The 21,540-nt window shown below is 67.0% G+C and carries 22 protein-coding genes; 12 read left to right on the top strand and 10 right to left on the bottom strand.

All coding sequences use genetic code 11. From position 1 onward, the window contains the following. Positions 1 to 4 precede the first annotated feature (4 nt). From CUREI_RS04955 to CUREI_RS04980, 6 genes are all read left to right on the top strand, one after another. The gene (locus CUREI_RS04955; protein ID WP_038611109.1) at positions 5 to 373 is read left to right on the top strand and encodes a F0F1 ATP synthase subunit epsilon; all 369 of its coding nucleotides are present in this window, start codon (positions 5 to 7) and stop codon (positions 371 to 373) included. A gap of 102 nt (positions 374 to 475) precedes the next feature. Continuing rightward, positions 476 to 976 carry a DUF2550 domain-containing protein gene (locus CUREI_RS04960; RefSeq protein ID WP_084768183.1) on the top strand — a complete coding sequence of 167 codons (501 nt, stop codon included), beginning with the start codon at positions 476 to 478 and terminating at the stop codon, positions 974 to 976. Between the two features lie 22 nt (positions 977 to 998). Next, complete coding sequence (gene nucS / locus CUREI_RS04965; protein ID WP_038611112.1) at positions 999 to 1,691, top strand: endonuclease NucS; 693 nt, start codon at positions 999 to 1,001, stop codon at positions 1,689 to 1,691. Beyond that, a complete protein-coding gene (locus CUREI_RS04970) occupies positions 1,691 to 1,978 on the top strand; it encodes a hypothetical protein (protein WP_038611115.1) in 288 nt (95 codons plus the stop codon). Before nucS ends, CUREI_RS04970 begins: the two co-directional genes overlap by 1 nt. A gap of 10 nt (positions 1,979 to 1,988) precedes the next feature. Further along, positions 1,989 to 2,291, top strand: coding sequence for an MTH1187 family thiamine-binding protein (locus tag CUREI_RS04975; RefSeq protein ID WP_038611118.1), 303 nt, complete (start codon positions 1,989 to 1,991; stop codon positions 2,289 to 2,291). A 3-nt stretch (positions 2,292 to 2,294) separates the two neighbouring features. Further along, positions 2,295 to 3,131, top strand: coding sequence for a tetratricopeptide repeat protein (locus CUREI_RS04980; protein ID WP_038611121.1), 837 nt, complete (start codon positions 2,295 to 2,297; stop codon positions 3,129 to 3,131). Here CUREI_RS04980 and glgB read toward each other — a convergent pair whose 3' ends face one another. Beyond that, on the bottom strand, positions 3,132 to 5,321 hold the full coding sequence (gene glgB / locus CUREI_RS04985; protein WP_201773343.1) for a 1,4-alpha-glucan branching protein GlgB: 2,190 nt from the start codon (positions 5,319 to 5,321) through the stop codon (positions 3,132 to 3,134). Positions 5,322 to 5,330: 9 nt separating this feature from the next. Next, complete coding sequence (locus tag CUREI_RS04990; protein WP_038611123.1) at positions 5,331 to 7,358, bottom strand: maltotransferase domain-containing protein; 2,028 nt, start codon at positions 7,356 to 7,358, stop codon at positions 5,331 to 5,333. A gap of 152 nt (positions 7,359 to 7,510) precedes the next feature. Between CUREI_RS04990 and CUREI_RS04995 the strand changes: the two genes are divergently transcribed. Genes CUREI_RS04995 through CUREI_RS05015 form a run of 5 tightly spaced genes read left to right on the top strand, consistent with a single transcriptional unit; the run spans position 7,511 to position 12,583 of the window. Continuing rightward, complete coding sequence (locus CUREI_RS04995; protein ID WP_051952396.1) at positions 7,511 to 8,305, top strand: ABC transporter ATP-binding protein; 795 nt, start codon at positions 7,511 to 7,513, stop codon at positions 8,303 to 8,305. 16 nt (positions 8,306 to 8,321) lie between these two features. Then, on the top strand, positions 8,322 to 9,209 hold the full coding sequence (locus CUREI_RS05000) for an NUDIX hydrolase (protein WP_407919152.1): 888 nt from the start codon (positions 8,322 to 8,324) through the stop codon (positions 9,207 to 9,209). Continuing rightward, complete coding sequence (locus CUREI_RS05005) at positions 9,199 to 10,338, top strand: THUMP-like domain-containing protein (RefSeq protein ID WP_038611132.1); 1,140 nt, start codon at positions 9,199 to 9,201, stop codon at positions 10,336 to 10,338. Before CUREI_RS05000 ends, CUREI_RS05005 begins: the two co-directional genes overlap by 11 nt. Before the next feature lie 10 nt (positions 10,339 to 10,348). Beyond that, positions 10,349 to 11,470, top strand: a complete 1,122-nt coding sequence (locus CUREI_RS05010) for a cysteine desulfurase family protein (protein WP_038614018.1) — start codon at positions 10,349 to 10,351, stop codon at positions 11,468 to 11,470. A 51-nt stretch (positions 11,471 to 11,521) separates the two neighbouring features. Next, positions 11,522 to 12,583, top strand: a complete 1,062-nt coding sequence (locus CUREI_RS05015; RefSeq protein ID WP_038611134.1) for a glycoside hydrolase family 25 protein — start codon at positions 11,522 to 11,524, stop codon at positions 12,581 to 12,583. Here the strand turns inward: CUREI_RS05015 and CUREI_RS05020 are convergent. The 8 genes from CUREI_RS05020 to CUREI_RS05055 all read right to left on the bottom strand — a co-directional run bounded on the left by CUREI_RS05020 (position 12,580) and on the right by CUREI_RS05055 (position 20,245). Continuing rightward, positions 12,580 to 13,368 (bottom strand): spermidine synthase, encoded by a 789-nt coding sequence (locus tag CUREI_RS05020; protein ID WP_038611137.1) that lies wholly within the window; start codon positions 13,366 to 13,368, stop codon positions 12,580 to 12,582. The genes CUREI_RS05015 and CUREI_RS05020 overlap by 4 nt on opposite strands. 14 nt (positions 13,369 to 13,382) lie before the next feature. Then, positions 13,383 to 14,132 carry an ABC transporter permease gene (locus CUREI_RS05025; RefSeq protein WP_038611140.1) on the bottom strand — a complete coding sequence of 250 codons (750 nt, stop codon included), beginning with the start codon at positions 14,130 to 14,132 and terminating at the stop codon, positions 13,383 to 13,385. A gap of 3 nt (positions 14,133 to 14,135) precedes the next feature. Next, positions 14,136 to 14,882, bottom strand: coding sequence for an ABC transporter permease (locus tag CUREI_RS05030; RefSeq protein ID WP_038611143.1), 747 nt, complete (start codon positions 14,880 to 14,882; stop codon positions 14,136 to 14,138). Continuing rightward, positions 14,879 to 15,793: an ABC transporter ATP-binding protein gene (locus CUREI_RS05035; RefSeq protein ID WP_038611146.1), complete on the bottom strand. Its 915-nt coding sequence runs from the start codon at positions 15,791 to 15,793 to the stop codon at positions 14,879 to 14,881. The genes CUREI_RS05030 and CUREI_RS05035 overlap by 4 nt, the downstream gene beginning before the upstream one ends. Before the next feature lie 83 nt (positions 15,794 to 15,876). Continuing rightward, positions 15,877 to 16,557: a response regulator gene (locus CUREI_RS05040; protein WP_038611149.1), complete on the bottom strand. Its 681-nt coding sequence runs from the start codon at positions 16,555 to 16,557 to the stop codon at positions 15,877 to 15,879. Continuing rightward, complete coding sequence (locus tag CUREI_RS05045) at positions 16,554 to 17,666, bottom strand: sensor histidine kinase (protein WP_051952216.1); 1,113 nt, start codon at positions 17,664 to 17,666, stop codon at positions 16,554 to 16,556. Before CUREI_RS05045 ends, CUREI_RS05040 begins: the two co-directional genes overlap by 4 nt. A gap of 55 nt (positions 17,667 to 17,721) precedes the next feature. Then, a complete protein-coding gene (locus tag CUREI_RS05050; RefSeq protein ID WP_038611152.1) occupies positions 17,722 to 18,036 on the bottom strand; it encodes a metal-sensitive transcriptional regulator in 315 nt (104 codons plus the stop codon). Between the two features lie 34 nt (positions 18,037 to 18,070). Further along, a complete protein-coding gene (locus CUREI_RS05055) occupies positions 18,071 to 20,245 on the bottom strand; it encodes a heavy metal translocating P-type ATPase (protein ID WP_084768185.1) in 2,175 nt (724 codons plus the stop codon). Positions 20,246 to 20,418: 173 nt separating this feature from the next. Between CUREI_RS05055 and mnmA the strand changes: the two genes are divergently transcribed. Beyond that, the gene (gene mnmA / locus CUREI_RS05065) at positions 20,419 to 21,498 is read left to right on the top strand and encodes a tRNA 2-thiouridine(34) synthase MnmA (protein WP_038611160.1); all 1,080 of its coding nucleotides are present in this window, start codon (positions 20,419 to 20,421) and stop codon (positions 21,496 to 21,498) included. Positions 21,499 to 21,540: the final 42 nt, after the last annotated feature.

Below are 21,540 nucleotides of genomic sequence, written 5' to 3' on the forward strand. Positions count from 1 at the left end.
AACGATGGCTGAACTTACCGCTCAACTGGTCGCTGTTGACCGCTTGCTCTGGAAGGGCCAGGCAAGCATCGTCACCGCCCAGACCACGGAGGGTGAGATCGGCGTCCTTCCTGGCCACGAGCCGCTCCTTGGCCAGCTCAAGGACAACGGTGTGGTGACCATCCGCCCGACTGACGGCGAGCGCCTCGTAGCAGCCGTCCAGGGTGGCTTCCTGTCCGTTGTGGGCGACAAGGTGACCATTCTGGCCGACTACGCAGTCTTCGCCGACGAGGTTGATACCGCTGAGGCGGAGTCCCACCTCGACGACGAGGACGGCACGGTCAAGGCGCGTTCCGAGGCGCAGCTCGCCGCGGTGCGCCGCCAGGGCCAGTAATCGCTCTGGTGAGGAAGGCATAGACGCCGACCGTCACACGCACACCCCTTCCCGGGAAACCGGGAGGGGGTGTTTTGCATTCGTGCAGTATCATCATCGGCGATGTCTATCCAACGTGGTCGAGGAGGTCAGGCCGGCATGATGGTCGTCGCAGTGGGTGCAGCAGCCGTCCTGGCTGTCGTCCTCGGGGCGGCAGCTTGGCGGTTTGCCGTGGTGCGCAACTCCGGCGCCCGGGCAATGATGCGCGAGCTTCCGGCCGGTGGCGTGCACGGGTGGCGTCATGGTGTGCTGCGGTACGACGGGGAGCGGCTACTGTTTTTCAAGCTTCGCTCCCTGACCTTCCATCACGACATTGAACTAGACCGCCGGGGAGTGGAATTCGACGGTTTTAGAGACGTGACCGACGATGAGCGCGAGTTCATGCCCGAAATCGGTCGCGTCCTTTGCTTTTCTGGCCCCGTGGGCGACTTCGAGTTCGCAGCCGACGGCCGCACCGAGATGGGGCTCATCTCGTGGGTGGAGGCCGCGCCGGACGTGCGCCAGGAGCGTATCGACGCGCGTTCGTTGATCAGACGCGTCAGGCGCGATTCCGAGCGGCACTAGCCCCCGCTGTACCCTTAACGGCATGCGTCTTGTCATTGCCCGCTGCTCCGTGGACTATGTCGGCCGTCTGGATGCCCACCTGCCGGAAGCGACCCGCTTAATTTTGGTGAAGGCGGATGGTTCCGTGTCCATCCATGCGGATGACCGCGCCTACAAGCCGTTGAACTGGATGACCCCGCCATGTACCACGCGCGTGGAAAGCGTCGTTGACTTGGACGGCGAGGACACTGGTGAGCAGCTGTGGATTGTTGAGAACCCGAAGGGGGAGCAGCTGCGCATCAGCATCGCCGAGGTGCTACTGGACGAGACGAGGGAGCTGGGCGAAGACCCGGGCCTAGTCAAAGACGGGGTGGAGTCCCACCTACAGGAGCTGCTGGCAGAGCACATCAGCACGCTAGGCGAAGGCGTGACCCTGGTGCGCCGCGAGTACCCCACCGCGATCGGCCCGGTGGACATTCTCGCGCGCGACCCGCAAGGAGGCACGCTGGCGGTGGAGGTGAAACGCCGCGGCGGCATTGACGGGGTTGAGCAGCTCAGCCGCTACGTGGAGCTGTTAAACCGGGACGAGCTGCTGCGGCCTGTGCGCGGCGTGTTTGCGGCGCAAGAGATCAAACCCCAGGCGCGCACCCTCGCGGGCGACCGTGGCTTCGAGTGTGTGACCCTGGACTACGACGAGCTGCGCGGGATCGAGTCCGCAGAATTGCGGCTGTTCTAATGCCTCGCAGAAACCGGCGCCAGCACCACACGCCCCGCTATGTGCTGCCGCGGGACGGCTCGACCTTCATTGGCACCCAGGAAATGGAGGGCCCGAGCTGGGCGCGCGGCGAGATTTTCAAGGTCCGCCAGATCGGCGCGGCCGCGGCGACGAAGTACTACGTGTGCCCGGGGTGCAACCAAAACATCCCGCCGGGAGTGGCACACGTGGTGGCCTGGCCGCGGGACACGGGCAGGGGCGTGGACGACCGCCGGCACTGGCACAGGCACTGCTGGCAGCGGCGCTAGACTAGTCCGCATGATTGCAGCGTTTTCTGTGGCCCCGACCGTGACAAACAATTCCAACGCGGAGATGTCCGACGTTGTCGCTCAGGCGGTGAAGGTCGTCCGCGAGTCGGGCCTGCCGCACGAGACCACCGCCATGTTCACCACGATCGAGGGGGAGTGGGACGAGGTGATGGACGTGATCAAACGTGCCACGCAAGCGGTGGAGGAGGTCTCGCCTCGGGTCTCGTTGGTGGTGAAGGCGGATATTCGCCCAGGCTACGAAAATATGTTGCAGCAGAAAGTCGAATCTTTGAACAAGCACCTGGAGGCATAACGCATGACAGAACCGCACTTCACCGGCGGCGCGATCGATCTGGGGGCGCTCGCGGACCGGAACGAGGCAACACCCACCGGCGGCTTCGAGCCGTTCATCACCGTCGACGAGGCGAGCGTTGAACAGCAGGTGTTCCAGCGCTCGCTGCAAATCCCCGTGGTGGTGCTCATTGGCACGCCGCGAAGCGCCGACTCCGAGAGTTTGAAGGCGCAGTTCCAGAAGCTCGCCGCAGGCCAACGCGCGTTCATGGTGGCCTACGTCGACGCGGACGCTACCCCGCAGGTGGCGCAGGCGATGGGCGTGCGCGTGCTGCCCACGGTGGTCGCTCTCGCGGGTGGGCGCCCGGTGGCCAACTTCGAGGGCAACCAACCGGCGGCTGAGCTGGAGCAATGGGTTGGCGCCCTGGTCAGCCAGCTCGGTCCGCAGCTGCAGGGGCTTGACGACGACGGCGCTGCTAAGGAACCCGAAACAGACCCCCGCCTGGATCAGGCCACGGCAGCGCTCAACGCGGGCGACTTCGATGCCGCGACGGCGATCTACGACCAGATCTTGGCGGAGGATCCCGCCAACGCGGAGATCACCCAGGCGAAGGCCACCGTCGCTGTGCTCAGGCGAGCCCAGAGCCAGGGGGAGCCGGAGGATGACGTCGAGAAGCAGCTGCAGCTCGCGGACAAGGCATTTGTCGCGGGCGACCCCGAGGCTGCCTTCGACCGCTTGCTTGGGATGGTCGAAGCTGAGCCACGGGCGAAAGAGCGCCTGCTCGAGCTGCTGAAACTGCTGGAGCCGAGCGACCCGCGGGTGATCGCCGCGCGCACCCGGCTTGCCAGCGCGCTGTTTTAACTAGCGGCGCAGCGCGTAGTACTGCACGCTCATCGCGGGCACGTGCAGCTCGACGGACTGCTCGAAGCGGTCCCACTCCACCGCCTGGGTCTGCAGGACGCGGGGGAGGTCGTTGCCGGCACCCCCGTAGACGGCGTCGTCGGTGTTGATCAGCAGCTCCCACTCGCCGGCCTCCGGCAGCCCCAGGCGGTAGTTCGGCTGGGAGACGCCGGAGAGGTTCACCACCGCCAAGACCGGAGTGGCGTCCGCGCCCCAGCGGACATAGGCGAGGATGTTGTTGGCGGCGTCGTCGCCCTTCACCCACTGGAAGCCCATCGGCACGTTGTCCTGGGAGTACAGGGCAGGGGTGTCGCGGTAGACCAGATTCAGATCCCGCACGAGCCGCTGGATGCCACGGTGGTAGTCGTGCCCCCAGCCTTCGGCGAGGTCGTCCCAGTTGACGGAGCCGGCCTCGTCCCACTCGGTGGTTTGGCCCCACTCGCAGCCCATGAACAGCAACTGCTTGCCCGGGTGGGAGAACATGTAGCCGTACAGGGCGCGCACGCCGGCGGCCTTGTTCCAATCGTCGCCGGGCATACGCTGCCACAGCGAGCCCTTGCCGTGGACCACCTCGTCGTGGCTAAACGGCAGGACGTAACGCTCGGAGAACGCGTACACCAGCGAGAACGTGATTTCGTTGTGGTGGTGGGAGCGGTGGATGGGGTCGAGGGAGAAGTATTCCAACGTGTCGTTCATCCAGCCCATGTTCCACTTCAGCGAAAATCCTAGGCCGTCCGCGTCGGTCTGCGCGGTCACACCCGGCCATGCGGTGGATTCCTCCGCGATGGTGAGCACGCCGGGGTGCTCGCGCTGCACGGTGGCGTTCATCTCCTGCAGGAACTGCACGGCTTCCCAGTGCTCGCGACCACCGTACTGGTTGGGCAGCCACTCGCCGGGTTCGCGGGAGTAGTCCAGATAGAGCATGGAGGCCACGGCGTCCACGCGCAGACCGTCCAGGTGGAACTCCTCGCACCAGTACAGGGCGTTGGCAACCAGGAAGTTGCGCACCTCGCGGCGGCCGAAGTCGAAGACGTAGGTGCCCCAGTCCTTCTGCTCGCCGCGGCGCCAGTCGGGGTGCTCGTAGAGGGCAGCGCCGTCGAAGCGCGCCAGCGCCCAGGCGTCTTTGGGGAAGTGGGCTGGGACCCAGTCCACAATCACGCCGATGCCGTTGGCGTGCAGGCGGTCCACGAGTGCGCGGAATTCGTCGGGGGTGCCCCAGCGCGCCGTCGGCGCGTAGTAACCGGTGACCTGGTAGCCCCACGAGCCGCCGAAGGGGTGCTCGGCCACTGGGAGGAATTCCACGTGGGTGAAGCCGTTGTCCACCAGGTACGGCACCAGCTCCTCGGTGAGGGTGGCGTAGTTCGACCCCTCCTTCCATGAGCCAACGTGGCACTCGTAGACGCTCATGGCGGAGTTCGTGGCGTCAACCCCGGCGCGCGCCTGCATCCACTCGTCGTCGGTCCACGCGAACTCGCTTCGCGCCGCCACCACCGACACGGTCTCCGGCGGGGTGAGGGTGCGCTTGGCCAGCGGGTCCGCCTTGTCCACGCGTGCGCCGTCGGCGGTTTGGATGGCGTACTTGTACGCCGCACCGTCGTCGATGCCGGGGATGAAGATCTCCCACACTCCGGACACACCGAGGGAGCGCATCGGGTACTGGTTCGGGTTCCACTCGCAGAAGTCGCCGATGACGGCCACACCCTGCGCGTTGGGCGCCCACACGGCAAACGAAGTGCCGCGGACCTCGCCCAGCGAGGTCTCGTAGGAGCGCACGTTCGCGCCGAGCACTTCCCACAGCCGTTCGTGGCGGCCCTCGCCAATCAGGTGCAGGTCAAGGGAGCCCAGGGTGGGCAGGAAGTGGTACGCGTCGGCGACGATACGGGGCTCGGCGCCGGGGTAGGTCACGCGGAAGCGGTAGTCGGGCGAATGCTCGTCGTCAAGCGCGATGGCCCAGATGTCGTCGCCGATGGGCTCCATCGCCTCGGCAGCGTTGTGGATGAGCAGCTCCACGCGCTCCGCACCGAGGAAGCGGGTGCGCACCACGGATCCGGCGCTCAGCCTGTGCCAGCCGTAGAAATCGTGCGGCGCGTGGTGCTTGCATTCGATCAGGCGCTGGCGGTCGCCTTCGGGGATGAGCAGGTCGGTGTTCATGGCGTTTCCTTAGGGGCGGTAGTCGTGGTCTGAGATCTGACGGTACGCAAGTGCTTCTCGACGCACCTTCGGCACCTCCGGCAGCCGGAAAATATGCGCCACATTCTTCTCGGGGGCGAGCCGGACGAAATTGCCGGTCTCGGTGGCTGTCCAGGTGTAGGTTTCGCCGGTGATCTGGTCGGCCACCTCGAAAGTGTCGCCGTCGTTCAGGCCCACGGCGGAGGCGTCGAGGCGCAGCATGCCCTCCTGTGTGGAGAAGGGGGCGAGGTTGACCACCACGAGGACCGCGTTGCCCGTTTCGGCGTCCACCTTGGAGTACGCGATGATCTGGTCGTTGGCGATCTCGTGGAAACGGATCTGGCGCAGCTGCTGCAGGGCGGGGTTGTCGCGGCGGATGGTGTTGAGCAGCGTGAGGTACGGCTCGAGCGAGGCGCCGTTTTGCAGCGCTGCGGCGAAATCGCGGTGGCGCAGCTGGTACTTCTCGCTGTCGTGGTATTCCTCGCTGCCCTCTGCGACCGGGCGGTCCTCGTAGAGCTCGTAGCCGGAGTACACGCCCCACAGCGGGCTCATGGTCGCGGCCAGGGTGGCGCGCAGCGCGAACGCGGCAGGGCCGCCCTGTTGCAGGGATGCGTGGAGGATGTCGGGGGTGTTGACGAAGAGGTTGGGGCGGGAGACGTCTGCGACGTCCACCAGCAACTGCGCGAAATCGGTCAGCTCCGCCTTCGTGGTCTTCCACGTGAAGTGGGTGTAGGACTGCGAGAACCCCGCCTTGGACAGGCCGTACATCCTTGGCGGGCGGGTAAACGCCTCAGCCAAGAAGATCACGTCCGGGTCCGTTTCGTGGACCTTGGAAATCAGCCAGTGCCAAAAATTCACCGGCTTGGTGTGTGGGTTGTCCACGCGGAAGGTGGTCACGCCGAGATCCACCCAGTACATGAGCACGCGGTAGATCTCGGCGTAGAGCTTCTCTGGCGCGTTGTCGAAGTTGAGGGGGTAGATGTCCTGGTATTTCTTCGGCGGGTTTTCGGCGTACGCGATGGTGCCGTCCGCCAGCACGGTGAAAAACTCCGGGTGTTCGGTGGCCCACGGGTGGTCCGGCGCCGCCTGGAGGGCGAAGTCGAGGGCGATTTCCAGGCCCAGCTCGTTGGCGTGGTCCATCATGTCCAAGAACTCGTCCTCGCCGCCGAGGTTTGGGTCAAAAGCGTCGTGGCCGCCGTGTTTGGAGCCGATGGCCCAGGGCGAGCCCACGTCCCCGTCCTGCGCGGTGAGCGTGTTGTTCCGGCCCTTGCGGTTGTCCTCGCCGATGGGGTGGATGGGCGGGAAGTAGACGGTGTCAAAACCCATGTCGGCCACGCGCTGCAGCTGGGCGGCGGTGGTCGCCCACGTCCCGTGGACCGGGTTACCGTCCGCATCCAGCCCGCCGGTGGAGCGGGGGAACAGCTCGTACCAAGAGTTCACCAACGCCTCGCGTCGCTCCACCAGAATGTCCGCCACAGGCCCCCGCGTGACCAGCTCGCGCAGCGGGTACTCGGCCAGCACGTCGCGCACCTCCTGGGAGACGCCTGGGGCGATGCGCTGGCTGAGCGTCAGCGTGTCGTCGAGAAGCGTCGCCCGAGCGTGCTCGAGCACCTCGGGCGACGGGGTTTGCGCGATGGCGGCTGTGAACAGGTCGGCGCCGCGGGCGATGTCGTTGGCCAGCTCGACCTCTGTTTGGCCGGCGGCGAGCTTCTTTTCCACGGCGTTGCGCCATGTTGCCATGACGTCGCTCCATGCGTCCACGCGGTAGCGCCACAGGCCCTGCTCGCGCGGGATGAAGATGCCGTGGACGTAGTCCGGGCGGTAGACCTCCTGGTGCATGGGCACGGAGTACTGCTCGCCCGATGGGGCGACCAGCACGAGCGTGGCGGCCACCGCATCGTGGCCCTCGCGCCACACCAGCGCTGAGACCGGCACCACCTCGCCGACCACGGCCTTAGCGGGCAACGTCCGCCCGGAGACTTGCGGGCGCACGTCGTCGATGCCAAAGCGAGCAACCATAATTTCGGACCCTCTCAACCTGCCTGCATTCCATCAGCCAGGGTAGCGCGGGCCTCCCACACACGCGGGTCGAAATAGGTAAAGATGGGTGCGTGAACACGAACGAGGAAAACGCCCAGCCACTCACCACGGACCCGGACCTGCTCGTCGACATGCGCGATGTGGAGTTCGTCCGCGGCGGCCGCACGCTGGTGGGCCCCGTGACGTGGCAGGTGGAACTGGACGAGCGCTGGGTGGTTATCGGCCCCAACGGCGCCGGCAAGACCACGCTGATCCGCATGGCCTCCGCGCAGGAGTTCCCCTCCGCCGGCACGGTGTTTATCCTCGGCGAACGCGTCGGCGCGACCGACATGCGCGACCTGCGCGCGGCCATCGGCGTGACCTCGTCGGCGGTGGCCCAGCGCGTGCCGGACGACGAAAAGGTGGGCGACCTCGTCGTCTCCGCCGGCTACGCCATCCTGGGCCGCTGGCGGGAAGACTACGACGAGATGGATTACGAGCAAGCGCTGGAGGTCCTTGAGCAGGTCGGCGCGATCCACCTGATGGACCGGCGCTGGGGCACCCTTTCCGACGGCGAGAAGAAGCGGGTGCTGGTGGCGCGGGCGGTGATGACCAACCCGGAGCTGCTCATCTTGGACGAGCCGGCTGCCGGTATGGACCTTGGCGGGCGCGAGGACCTGCTGGGCTATTTGGCGGACCTTGCCATGGATCCGGATGCGCCCGCGATTGTCATGATCACCCACCACTTAGAGGAGATCCCGGCCGGGTTTACGCACGCCATGTTGCTGGACGAGGGCGAGGTGGTGGCCCAAGGCCTCATCGACGATGTGCTCACCTCCGAGAACGTCTCGCGCGCGTACCACCAGCCCATCGAGGTCACGGTGGACGAGGGCCGCTACTTCGCGCGCCGGGCACGCGCCGCACGCGGGGGTGCGCACCGGGCGTAAGCCTGGGGGAGCGGCCATGCCCACGGAAAGGACCAGGCAACGCAACGTCCGCCAGGGCGTGATGACACACGACGCCGCAGACGCCATCGACGTCAGCGAACAGAGCGGGTTCCAGGGTGCCCGGCTGTCCGCCACGGTGGTGCTGCTGCGCGACGGCACGGACGGCATCGAGGTGTGGATGCAGGAACGCGTGCTGTCGATGCCGAACTACCCCGGCATCACCGTCTTTCCCGGCGGCGGTGTGGACTCCCGCGACTTCCCGCCGCGCGCGTGGAACGACGGTGATCTGTGGCTCGGCCGCTCCGCCGTGTCACTGGCCCGCCAGCTCGGCGTGACCAAGTACAAGGCCCACGCGCTCATGTTCGCGGCGGTGCGCGAGCTGTTCGAGGAAACCGGCACGTTGCTCGCGGTCGACGACGACTGCGTGCTGCTGGACGACGCCCGGCCGTTCCACGACCGGCGCCTCCAGCTGGAATCGCACGAGCTCTCGCTTACCGACGTGCTCCGCGAGTCCAACCTCAACGTCTGCGGCGACCTGCTCAAACCGCTGGCGCGCTGGGTTGGCCAGTCTGAAAGCGGCAACTGGTTCGACACGTTCACGTTCATCGCCGCCCACCCCGGCGGCCAAGAACCGGATTCCGAGACCGACGAGGCGGACGACGCGAACTGGTTCCCGCCGCAACTGCTGCTGGACGGGTGGCGCCACGGCCTGGTCCGCCTCGCCCCGTCAACCTGGGCGCAACTCTCCGCCATCGCGTGCTTTGCAGGCACCGCCGAGGCGTTGGCGGCCGCCGAGACTTCCGACCTTGCGCCGGTGCTGGGGGACCCGGTGGACGATCAGCGTTTCAGCGACTTCTACTCGTTTATCCCCATCGACAGGATCGGACGCCGCGGTGGGATTTAACGTTGAAGAGGCCCGCTACCTCGCGGCCAGCGCCGACCAGATTGCGCAGGTTGCCCCCGAGGTGGCGTTGACCAAGACGTCGGTGTTCGCCGACAGGGCAGTGCTGGACCGCCATTTCGGCGACTACGCCCGCGCGGTGAGCGTGCTCATCGCCTCGCAGCGCGCGGCGGCGGGGAAATTTCCTTCGCACTGGCTCACGGACGACGCCGCTGTCCAACAGGCGACACCCGCCCGGGTGGCACGCGTGCGGGCCGAGCGCATCGCCGCGGCCGGGGTGGCGTTTGTCCACGACGTCACCTGCTCCGTGGGCTCGGAAGCCCCGGCATTTTCGGCCGTTGGGTTGGACTGGCTCGGCTCCGACCTGGACATGGCGCGCCTGGTCATGGCGCGGCACAACCTGGGGCCAGACGCGTGGCTCGCCCAAGCCGACGCGCTCGCGCCGGTGAGCGGCGGTGGAGTGGTGGTTGCCGATCCCGCGCGCCGGGCCGGCGGCAGGCGCATCACCGATCCAGCGAAACTCCTCCCGCCGCTGCCGGACCTGCTCGAGGCCTATGCGGGGTGGGAATTGGCGGTGAAATGCGCGCCGGGCATCGACTATTCGCAGTGGCACGGGCTGGTCAGCGTTGTCTCCGTCGACGGCGGGGTGAAGGAAGCGTGCCTGTACACCCCCGGGTTGGCGGGCGGAGCGCGTCGAGAAGCGGTCGTGCTGCGGACGCACGAGGAGCGCGTGACGGATGGGGAACCTCACGAGGTGGCGGTGACCGCGCCACGGAAGTTCATCATCGAGCCTGACGGCGCGATTGTGCGCGCAGGCCTCGTGCGGCAGTGGGCGGCGCGCCATGGGCTGAGCATGCTGGACGAGCACATCGCGTTCACCACCGGGGACGACGTGCCGGCAGGCTACAGCGGCTTCGAGTTCATCGAGGCGGTGCCCCTGCGCGGGTTGAAGCGGGCGCTCGCCGGCCATGGCGCGGGTGCTGTGGAGATTCTCGTGCGCGGGGTGGACGTGGACCCGGACCAGTTGCGCAAGAAGCTCAAACTGCGCGGGGAGAGGCAGATGGGTGTGGTGATCGCGCGCATTGGCAACGATGCGGTGGCGCATGTGTGCGGCCCGCGCGTCCACGCCTAACCTGGCACGCATGGTCTACCTCGATCACGCAGCCACCACCCCCATGCGCCAAAGCGCCGTCGATGCATGGGTGGAGCACGCAGGCGCACTCAACGCGGGCAGCCAGCACGCCGCGGGGCGCCGGGCCAACGCGGTGCTCGCGGAGTCCCGGGAGCGTATCGCGCGGGCGCTCGGTGCGGACCCCGTTGAGGTGGTCTTCACCGGGTCCGGCACGGAGGCGAACAACATCGGCGTGCGCGGGCTGTTTGGCGCCTCGCAGTCAGGCCGCGTCGTGTCGACCCCGATCGAACACCCTGCGGTGCTCGAGGTTGTCAAGGCTCTAGGCCAGACCGGCGAGGATGTCGCGTGGCTCCCAGTCGGCCGCGACGGGCGGATCTCCGACCTTGCGGCGCTGGACACCCCAGCGGCGGTGGCAGCGGTGATGTGGGCGAACAACGAGACGGGCGCTATCCAGCCCGTGGGCGAGGTTGTGCGGCGCGCGGGCTCCGTCGGCACTCCTGTGCACGTGGACGCGGTCCAGGCCGTTGGCCACGTGCCGGTGAACTTCCACGAGCTGGGAGCGGTGACGCTGGCAGCCAGCGCGCACAAGTTTGGCGGTCCTAGGGGGATGGGGATTTTGCTGGCGCGCCGTTCCCCGGTGCCGCAGCCGGTGATCCTGGGCGGCGGGCAGGAACGCGGCATCCGTTCGGGCACGGTGGATGTGGCGTCCGCGGCGGCGACGGCGGCGGCGCTGGAGGAGGCGGTCGCGGAGATGGAGGCGGAGCGCGCCCGGATCAGCGACCTGCGTGACACGGTGGTCGCCGGGGTTGAAGCGGCGGTGCCGGAGGTGATCGTCACCACCGGGGAGCCCCGCCTGCCGGGGCACGCGCACTTCATGTTCCCGGGCGCGAACGCGGACGCGCTAATCATGCTGCTCGACGCGCAGGGGATAGAAGTCTCCGCCGGATCTGCGTGTGCCAGCGGCGTTTTGCGGATGAGCCACGTCCTAGAGGCCATGGGGTATTCCGAGCGCGAAGCGATGGGGGCTTTGCGCGTGACGGTGGGGCGGACGAACACGCGCGACGACGTCGACGCGTTCCTAGCGGCCATCCCGGAAGTGGTCGAGCGTGCGCGGGCGGCGGGCGCGCTGTAAGGCGCGTGTCGCGTGTGGTTTGTGTGACTGGGGTGCTTTAGTGTGGCCGGTATGCAACGTACTCGCCGCACTCGTTCTGTCGCCGCCGTCGCCGCTTTAGCGCTCGGGCTGGGCATTGTGAACCCGCTATCGGAGCCTGCCGACGCGCAGTCCCTCCCGGGGCTGGTCTCCGGTGTCGACGTCGCGGGCCACCAGCGCCCCGGCGGGACTGCCATCGACTGGCACTCCGTGGGCACCATCGGCGGACAAGACTTCGCGTTTGTGAAGGCCTCCGAGGGCGAGGGCTGGAAAAACGAGTTCTACGACGAAGACGTCAAAGCAGCGGCCGACGCCGGCCTCAAAGTGGGCGCCTACCACTACGCCCGCCCAGCGGAGGACCCCGTTGCGCAGGCCCGTTACTTCGCCTCCGTGGTCAATGCAGGCCCGGCGACCCAGTTGCCCCCGGTGCTGGACCTCGAGGTGGACGAGGGCCTCGGCCCGGTGCAGCTGGCCGCCTGGACGCAGACGTTCCTCTCTGAGCTGGAGGCGCGTACCGGCAAGCGGCCGATGCTCTACACGTACCGCTACTTCTGGTACGAGCGGATGGACAACACCAACGCGTTCACCTCCTACCCGCTGTGGCTGGCGGCGTACCAGAACCAACCACCGGCCCCGGTCGGCGGCTGGGACAAGCTGAGTTTCTGGCAGCGTGCTGAGACGGGCCGCGTGGTGGGGATCAACACTCCCGTGGACATGAACATCTTCAACGGCAGCGCCTCGCAGTTGGATCAGTTTGCGGCTGGCGACTTGCGCGCCGGCGGCGGTGTGCTCGAATCGTTCCAGGCCCAGGATTCCGGTCAGCTCGAGGTGCTGGAGCAGGACAACACCGCACTCGTCGTGGCCATCCTCGCGCTCGCCGCGGGCGGCCTTGGCGCGCAGCAGCTTATCGACGCCGCACGTCTCGCCGGCTTCGACCCCACCGACGCCGACAACATCGCGGGTCTCGTCCGCGCGCTGTCGAACCAGGGCGAGCTACCCGTCGAGGACCTGCGGAAGATGATGGTCGGCGAATACCAGATCGGCGACCTGCTCATCCTGCTCGACAACGCAGCGAAACAGGCAAACCAGAGTTAGTCGTGGCGCGGTGTCGTGGCCAAGCGGCGGCACCAGTCTTCGCCCTTGAACTGCGCTGGCACCGCGCCCTTGAGCAGGCTGCGGGTGAGCTGGCCGTTTGCCTCGAGCGGCCGGCCTGCACCAATGAGCACGATGTTGCCGTAACGGCGGCCCTTCAGCATCGGCGGGTCTGCGATCGCCGCGACGTGCGGGAACACCGCAATCATGCCGGCAAGCTCCTCCTTGGCCTCCTTTAAGTCCGCGTGCGAGCCGCAGTTGGCGACGTAGAACCCGCCCTCGCTTAGCGACGCCCACGCGGCCCGGTAAAACTCCACCGTGGTGAGGTTGCGTGGGGTAGTGGCCGATGAGAACACGTCCCGGATGATCACGTCGCGGGTCGCCGGTTTGAACGTGTCGGTGACCTCGCGGGCGTCACCGACGCGGATTTTCACGGTGGGTGACCGGGGGACGTCGAAAAGCTCGCGCGCAAGAACGGTGAGCTCGGAATCGATCTCCACCACCGTGTTGCGGGAGCCGGGCCACGCCGCGGCGACATAGCGCGCGAGCGTGCACGCGCCGCCACCGAGGTGGGTCAGACGCGACTTCGCCCTGTGTGGTTCCGGGTAGGCGGAGTCGAGGAAATCTGCCATCCAGCGCATGTACTCGAAATCCAGCCGGGTTGGCTCGCCCGGCACGATGTGGGAGCTGGGCACGCCATTGACAAGCAGCACCATGGACCCGTCCGGTTCGTGGAACACTTCGGCGACGCCGGTGTCGATCTCGTAAAACTCGCTTTTTGCGGCCATGGCTGGTGAGAGTACTAGAGGCGCGCGTCGGTCCCTCGCAGGTAGGCCTCAGAGGCGGCCCACGCGGCTGCCGCGAGCGCGGCCGAAGCGAGGATCACGCTCAGGACAGTCCCGAAGTCGAGTGCGCCGGCATTGGCGACGGCGGTGCTGCCCAGCCACAGCGTTTCCGACAGCAGCGCCGGCGCCGAGACGAATCGCACGCCGGGCATGCCGGATGCGAGCGCGCCGAAGGAGATGAGACTGGCCATCACGGCAATGCCGATGGGGGCCGCGAAGCTGCGGATGACCATAGAGAGAAGCGACTGCCAGGCCGCCACCGCCACTATCGGCGCCAAGGACAGCGCAGCGGCGGCGACGAGGTGGACGGGTAACGCGCCCGGTACGCCCAGGGCGAAACCGGCAACGAGCGCGAGGATCACCAGCACCGCGTGCATCGTCGCGGCCGCGATACTGATCGCCGCAATCTTTGCGGCCACCAGGCTGCCGGTGCCGCGGGTGGAGGTGAGCATGGTCATCCAGTTGTGTCCCCGGTGCTCCACGCGCCAGGCGTAGGCGGCCAGCACCGCGATGCCGGCGGTGCAGAACAGCATGCCGTAGAAGAGCATGATCTGGGAGAAGTAGCTGTCCCAGCCAGCGGACAGTGTCTCGGCATTGGCGGAGTAGTTGCCGGCGCCGACGCCGACGGCGATAAGCGGCACGAGGACCACCACCGCCCACATGTGGGAGCGCTTGAACTTCAGCAGGTCGTTTGTGATCAGGTGCATGGTTTAGATTTCCTTCCGGTCCAGGGCCCTCGAACCTGCGATGAACACTGCGGCGGCGAGGACAAGGTATGCGGCCCACAGCCACCAGCCGGGCTGGATTGGAGCGACGCCCGACTCGGTGAATCCGAACGGCAGCAGCACGGCGTAGTAGCCGAAGGGGTTCAGCGCTGCGAGCCAGGCGGGGGACAGCAGCGCGGCGACGCCCAAGAACCCGCCGACGATGCCGACGCCCAACACGACGATCTGTGAATCGACCACTGCCGCGAGCAGCAGCATCACGGCCAGCAGGGCGATGCTGGTGCCCAAGGCCCCGAGCCCGAAGCGCAGCCATGTGGAAGCCATTGCCCCGCTAGGCGCGGGCGCGCCCAAAGCGACGGGCAGGGCGAGGGCTGCGGCGAATTCGAGCGCGGTGAACACGACCACGACCAGGCTGGCCACGGCGAACTTCCGGGAAAGCAGCGTCCCCGGCTTCGTGCCGGCAATGGCGTTGAGCCGCCACCCGCCGCTTACGTGTTCCGCGTCGACAATGCGGCTGGCCACCAGTGCCAGCAGCAGGGGAGTAAGAAACGCCAGGGCCATGCCCAGCCCGACGAGGTGGCTGGCCCACTGGGTGTGCGGGTCGGCCTGGAAATCTGCGATGGGATCGCCCGCGAACAGGTTCATGTTGGAAAACAGCACGATGCCCGCGCACATGAGCAGGCACAGCCATACGATCTTGGTGCGCTTGAGCTTGGCAAACTCGACCATCATGCGCCCATCGCCTCCTTGCTCGTCAGGCCGATGAAGACGTCTTCCAGGGTGCGCCGCTTGCGCACCACCTGGTACAGCGGCACGCCGTGGGATACGAGGTGGGCGCAAGTCTCGGCGACCTGGGCGTCGCTAAGCCCGGAAAGCTCCAGGCCGCCCTCGACGAAGGTGGGGTGAAGCGCCCGCAGCACCTCGGCGGCCGCATCCGGGTGAGGGGTTTGGATGAACACGTCCGGCAGCTGCGCGCTGTAGAGCTCGTCCTGCGAGCCCTGAAACACCAGCTCGCCGTGGTTGATGATGGTCAGATCCGAGACCATCTTCTCAATCTCGGACAACAGGTGGCTGGACACCAGCACGGTGCGGCCGTGGTCGCGGGCGAGGCTGATGATCAGCTCGCGGATCTCCTCGATGCCGGCAGGGTCGAGGCCGTTGGTGGGCTCGTCCAGGATCAGAAGCTGCGGGTCACGTGCCAGCGCCATCGCGATGCCGAGACGCTGCTTCATGCCCAGCGAGTAGTTCTTCACCAGCTTGTCCATGTGGTTTTCAAGGCGCACAAGCCGTACCGCGCGGCGCGCCCGTTCTTTGTCGGCGCCGAGCAGGCGGGTGACGATGCGCATGTTCTCCCCGCCGGTCAGGTGCGGGTAGGCGGCCGGCGCCTCAATGAGCGAACCGACGCCGGAGAGCACCTTTGTCCGGTTGGCGCGGGTGATCGGCTGGCCCAGCATCGTGATCTCGCCGCCGGTCGGCGCGATCAGCCCGAGCAGCATCTTCATGGTGGTGGACTTGCCGGAGCCGTTCGGCCCGAGCAACCCGTGCACCACGCCCGGCTGGACTTCGAGGTTGAGGTCGTGGACAACGTCTGTGTTTCCGTAGGTCTTGGTCAGACCCCGGGTGTGAATGATCGGTGTTTCCATGCGTTCAAGGTTCGCGCATGGCACGGGCCTTCCGCGTCGGCGCGGGGCACGATTTTGGGCGTGATACCCAGGTATGACGCGGTTTAGGAATCCAGCAGGTCCGCGCGCGAGACCAACCCGGTCCGGTACGCGAAAAGTGCCGCGTGCACCCGGTCGCGCGACTGCGTCTTCGCCAGCACCCGGCCCACGTGGGTCTTCACCGTGGGCATGGAGATGAACATCCGTTCGGCGATCTCGCCGTTGCTCCAGCCCCGGGCAATCGCGATGAGTACTTCGCGCTCGCGCTCGGTGAGCTCACCCAGCGCGAGGCAGTCCGCGGGGGACAGGGCCACCGCCTCCTCTGTCGGAGCAGCAAGCTTTGCGACGATCCGGTTCGTCGCCCTCGGCGAAATCACCGCGTCACCGCCTGCAACCGTGCGGATCGCGTCCAGCAGCGCCTCCGGTTCCGCGTCCTTGAGCAGGAACCCGCTCGCGCCCGCGCCAATCCCGCCGAGCACGTAGTCCTCGTCGTCGAACGTGGTCAGCACGATCACCTTGGTGTCTGGATGGTGCTGGGTGATACGCCGGGTGGCGGCGATGCCGTCGAGGACGGGCATTTGCACGTCCATAAGCACAATGCCCACCGGATCGCTGTCGCACGCCTGCACTGCCTCTTCGCCGTTCGCGGCGAGCCAGCGGACCTCCATGTCCGGCTGGGAGTCCAACACGTTGCGGATGCCGTGGAGAAACAACGCTTGGTCGTCTGCGAGTCCGAGAGTGATCATGAGTTCAGCGGGATCCTTGCCGTTGTGGTCCAGGTGCCGGCGGGGGTGGCGGATGCGGTCACCGTGCCGCCAGAAAGCGCCGCGCGCTGCCGCATGCCCTCCACTCCGTGGCCCGGACGAGTGGTCGCTCCGGGAGCGACCGGGTTCGTCGTTTCTACCACGACGTTATCTGCGCCCCAGCGCACCGCGAGCTCGGCGCGGCCGGTGCCGTGCTTCATGGCGTTGGTCAGGGACTCCTGCACGATGCGCTGGGCGGTAAGCGCGGTGGCCGGGGCCAGGTGCTCGGGAGGGGTGCCCTCGGCGGTGTATGCGACGGTAAGCCCGCCCGCGCGGCTGGTGGCGACCAGGCCGTCGATGTCCAGTTGCGTTGCTGGTTCAAGGGGGCGCTGTTCAGCGTCGCGGAGCAGCTCCACCACGCCGCGCATCTGGCGCAGTGAGTCGCGGCCGACGTTGCCGATGGTGCGCAGCGCCTCGTCCTTCGCCTCCGGGGTGGCGGCAAAGCGTGCGCCGTCGGCCTGCGCGACGATGACGGTCAGCGAGTGGGTGACGATGTCGTGGATCTCCCGCGCGAGGTGGGCGCGCTGCTCCTGGGCATCGCGCTCGAACTGCTCACGCTGTCGGGCCAGATCCTTCTCCGCGGTCTCCTTGGCACGGCGGCGGAGCTCGCCGAACAGCAGCGCCACGGTCAGCAGAATGATGCTCCAGCAGACGTAGGGGAGTCGCTCGGCAGGCTCGAGCGCGGTGAGCGCGGGGATGACGAACGCGGTGGCTGCGGCGTCGCCAAGCAGCAGTGCACCCGTGGCGATGTCGCGGTGCGGGGCGGGCAGGTGGCGCCTGGCGATGTAGGCGGCGAACGGCGCCACGGCGATTGCGCCGACGGGGAGCGTGTTGCAGAACGCCGCGGGAATGAGCACCGTAAGGATCGCAGCGAACGTTTCCAGCGGCCAGCGCCAGCGGGTAAACGGGGCCGCAACGGCGCAGGCCAGCAGTGCGAGCCCGACGACCAACTGCCGCGAATCCGGCAGCAGCCCAACTAGGCAGGCGACCAGCATGAACGCTGCCATGCCCGCATTGCGGATCCGCACTGCGCGGGTAGTGGAAAAGTCCATGGCCGCCCACGCTACTTGCCGCCACGGGCAACCGCGTCGTACTGCGGTATGACGATTAGGACTTCACCAGCCGCGCGATTGCGGCGGACGCCTCTTCGATCTTGGCGTCGGCTTCTTGCCCGTCGCTGATCGCATCGGCAACACAGTGCTTCAAGTGGTCGTCCAGCAAACCCAGTGCTACGCCCTTCAGCGCCGCGTTGACCGCACTGATCTGGGTGAGGATGTCAATGCAGTAGGCGTTTTCGTCGATCATGCGGTGAATACCGCGGGTCTGCCCCTCGATACGTTTGAGCCGAGCGAGGTAACGGTCTTTCTCGCCGATGTAGCCGTGGTTGGCCGAGTTCCCGGAAGCGGGGGTGGGGGTGTTCATCATTGGTCTCCTGGATGGTGTGGACGGTGTCGGGTCACTTAGACCGGTTAAGCATCCGGTCGGTGCTGCTCTGTGGGGTGAGGTCGAGGCGGCGGAGCAGCTGCGCATTGAGGGCGACGACGACGGTCGAGGCCGACATCAGGATTGCGCCGACGCTCATCGGCATTACGAACCCGATTGGGGCGAGGATACCGGCAGCCAGCGGAACGGACAGCAGGTTGTAGCCGGCCGCCCACCACAGGTTCTGCTTCATCTTCCGGTAGGTCGCACGGGAGAGCTCGATGACCGAAAGCACCGATCGCGGGTCGGAGCTTGCCAGGACGACGCCCGCCGAGCCGATCGCCACGTCTGTGCCGGCACCGATCGCGATGCCGACATCGGCCTGGGCCAGCGCGGGGGCGTCGTTGACGCCATCGCCGACCATGGCGACCTTGTGGCCCTCGCCCTGCAGTTCCTTGACTTTCGCGGCCTTGTGCTCGGGACGCACACCCGCGAAGACCCGGTCAATGCCCAGGTCCTTGGCTACGGTGTCCGCGACGGCCTGCGCATCGCCGGTGATCATGACGACCTCGGCGCCCGCAGAGTGCAGTGCGTCGACGGCGTCGCGGGACTCGGGACGAATCTCGTCGGCAAGCCGCAGCGCTCCGATCACTTCGCCGTCGGCGAGGACGTGGAGAATGATCGCGCCCTCCTTTCGCCACTCGTCTGCGATGGGGAGCTCTTCGGCGGAATGCTGCTCAAGCAGGTAGGGGCCACCGACCTCGATTACCTCACCGCCAACAGTTGCCTTCACGCCCACTGCTGGGGACGAAGAAAAGTCGGTGGCGTTCGGTACGGCTACGCTACGGGCCTGAGCAGCCCCGGTGATGGCGCGGGCGAGCGGGTGCTCGCTGTCTGCTTCGGCGGCCGCTGCCAGGGCAAGCACGTCTGCTTTATCACGCCCGCCGACGGGGTCGATCGCGGTGACGGTGGGCTCACCTTTGGTGAGGGTGCCGGTCTTGTCGAATAGTACTGCGTCGACGGTGCGCATGGATTCGAGCGCGAGCCGATCCTTGATCAGCACCCCGCCGCGGGCGGCGCGCTCGGTCGCGATGGAGACGACCAACGGGATTGCGAGGCCTAGGGCATGAGGGCAGGCGATGACGAGCACCGTGATGGTGCGCACCACGGCATCGTTTGGCATGCCGACAACGGTCCAGACCACGGCGGTCAGAATGGCGGCGCCGAGGGTGAACCAGAACAACCACGCGGCGGCCTTGTCTGCGAGGCGCTGCGCCCGCGATGACGATTCTTGCGCATCGGTGACGAGCTTTTGAATGCCGGCCAACGCAGTGTCGCCACCCGTGGCTGTGACCTTGATGCGCAGGCCCGAGTCTGTTGCGATGGTGCCAGCGACCACGTGCTCGCCTTCACCTCGGCGCACCGTTTTCGACTCGCCGGTGACCATCGACTCGTCCATGCTGGCGCTGCCGTCGACGATTGTGCCGTCGGCAGGCACGGACGCGCCGGGCCGCACGATCACGACATCGCCGACCTCGAGATCCGCCGGGGTGACCTTCACCACTTCGTCGCCGTCGATCTTCTCGGCCTCGTCGGGCAGAAGTGCGGCGAGCGAATCCAGGGCCGAGGTGGTCTGGGCAAGGGAGCGCATCTCGATCCAGTGCCCCAGCAGCATGATGACCACCAGCAGCGCCAGTTCCCACCAGAAATTCAGCCCGCGGTCCAGCAAGTTCAGGCTCGCACCCCAAGAGGAGACGAAGGCGACCGTGATCGCGAGCGCGATCAGCAGCATCATGCCGGGTTTGCGGGAGCGGATCTCGGAGACAGCACCCGTCAAGAACGGGCGACCTCCCCAGAAGTAAATGACCGTGCCCAAAAGCGGCGAGATCCACCGGGCCCATTCCGCGTCAGGCAGCTGGTAGCCGATGAGATGGGCGAAGGTTTCGTTAAATCCGACGACCGGGATCGCGAGAACCAGCATGATCCAGAAGAGCCTGCGGAACTGGGCAACGTGGTCTCCGTGGCCTGCGTGGCCCGAGTGGCCCGCGTGGTCATGGCCCCCGTGGCCCGCGTGGCCATGGCCTCCATGTTCTCCGTGGCCCGCGTGCTCTGTGTGGTTGTGGCCGGCATGGCCTTCGTGGTTGCTGTATTCGTGATGGCTGGCGTGCCCACCGGGTCGGGTTCCGGAGTGGGCGTGCCTGTTGTTCATGGTTCTGTCCTTTCGCAGCAGTTCATGGTTGTGATCAGTTCGTGCATGCCGGGGCGTAGCGCGACGGCCGTCTTCCACCTTAATACCCCAAGGGGGTATATGTCGAGGGGGTGTTTCCATGCGACCAGCCGGACGTTTCACCTTTCGCCTTCACGGGACTACACTCCCGCCACATGCGAGTATTGGCAGCCATGAGCGGGGGAGTCGACTCCTCTGTCGCTGCTGCGCGCCTGGTGGAGGCGGGCCACGACGTCGTTGGTGTGCACCTTGCGCTGAGCAAGGACGCGCAGCAGACGCGCGAGTCTGCCCGCGGCTGCTGTTCCCTGGAGGACTCCGCCGACGCGCGCCGCGTGTGTGACCACCTGGGCATCCCGTTTTACGTGTGGGACTTCTCTGACCGCTTCAGAGAAGAGGTCATCGACAACTTCGTGTGGTCCTACGAACACGGCGAGACCCCCAACCCGTGCCTGCGCTGCAACGAGAAGATCAAGTTCGCGGCGTTGCTGGACCGCGCGGTGACCTTGGGCTTCGACGCTATCGCCACCGGGCATTACGCAATTATCGACGACCAAGGCAACCTTCGCCGTTCCTCGGACCCGAACAAAGACCAGTCGTACGTGCTCGGCGTGCTCACGCGCGACGAGTTGGACCGCTGCATCTTCCCGGTGGGCGACACGGAAAAGCCGCAGATCCGCGAGGAGGCCGCCCGCCACGGGTTCGCCACCGCGTCCAAACCGGACTCCTACGACATCTGCTTCATCCCGGACGGCAATACGCAGGCGTTTCTGGGCCGTTCAATCGGCATGCGTCCCGGCATGATCAAGGACATCGACGGGCGCGAACTGAAGGAGCACGACGGCGCCTTCCAGTACACGATCGGCCAGCGCAAAGGCCTGAACATCCGTGTGCCCGCCGAGGACGGCAAGCCGCGCTATGTCACGGACGTGGATACCGCCACCGGCACGGTCACCGTCGGCCCGCGCGAGGCGTTGAAGGTCCACGAGATCACCGCGGACCGTCTCAAGGTGCTGCACCCTGCCATGAACGGGCAGTTCGAGGCGAACGTGCAGATCCGCGCCCACGGTGGAGTGGTGCCTTGCACAGCGCGCATCGACGGTGACCAGATGATGCTGACGCTGCACGAGCCGCTCGAGGGTGTGGCCCGCGGCCAGGCCGCGGTTCTCTACTTGCCCGATCCTGACGGCCTCGGCGACATCGTGCTCGGCTCCGGCACCATCTGCGCGACGGCGTAAGAGAGCGGCGGCTGAAACGCGCCCACGGCGCCCGCCGAGCCC

Source organism: Corynebacterium ureicelerivorans, from assembly GCF_000747315.1.
In the GTDB taxonomy this organism is placed as follows: domain Bacteria; phylum Actinomycetota; class Actinomycetes; order Mycobacteriales; family Mycobacteriaceae; genus Corynebacterium; species Corynebacterium mucifaciens.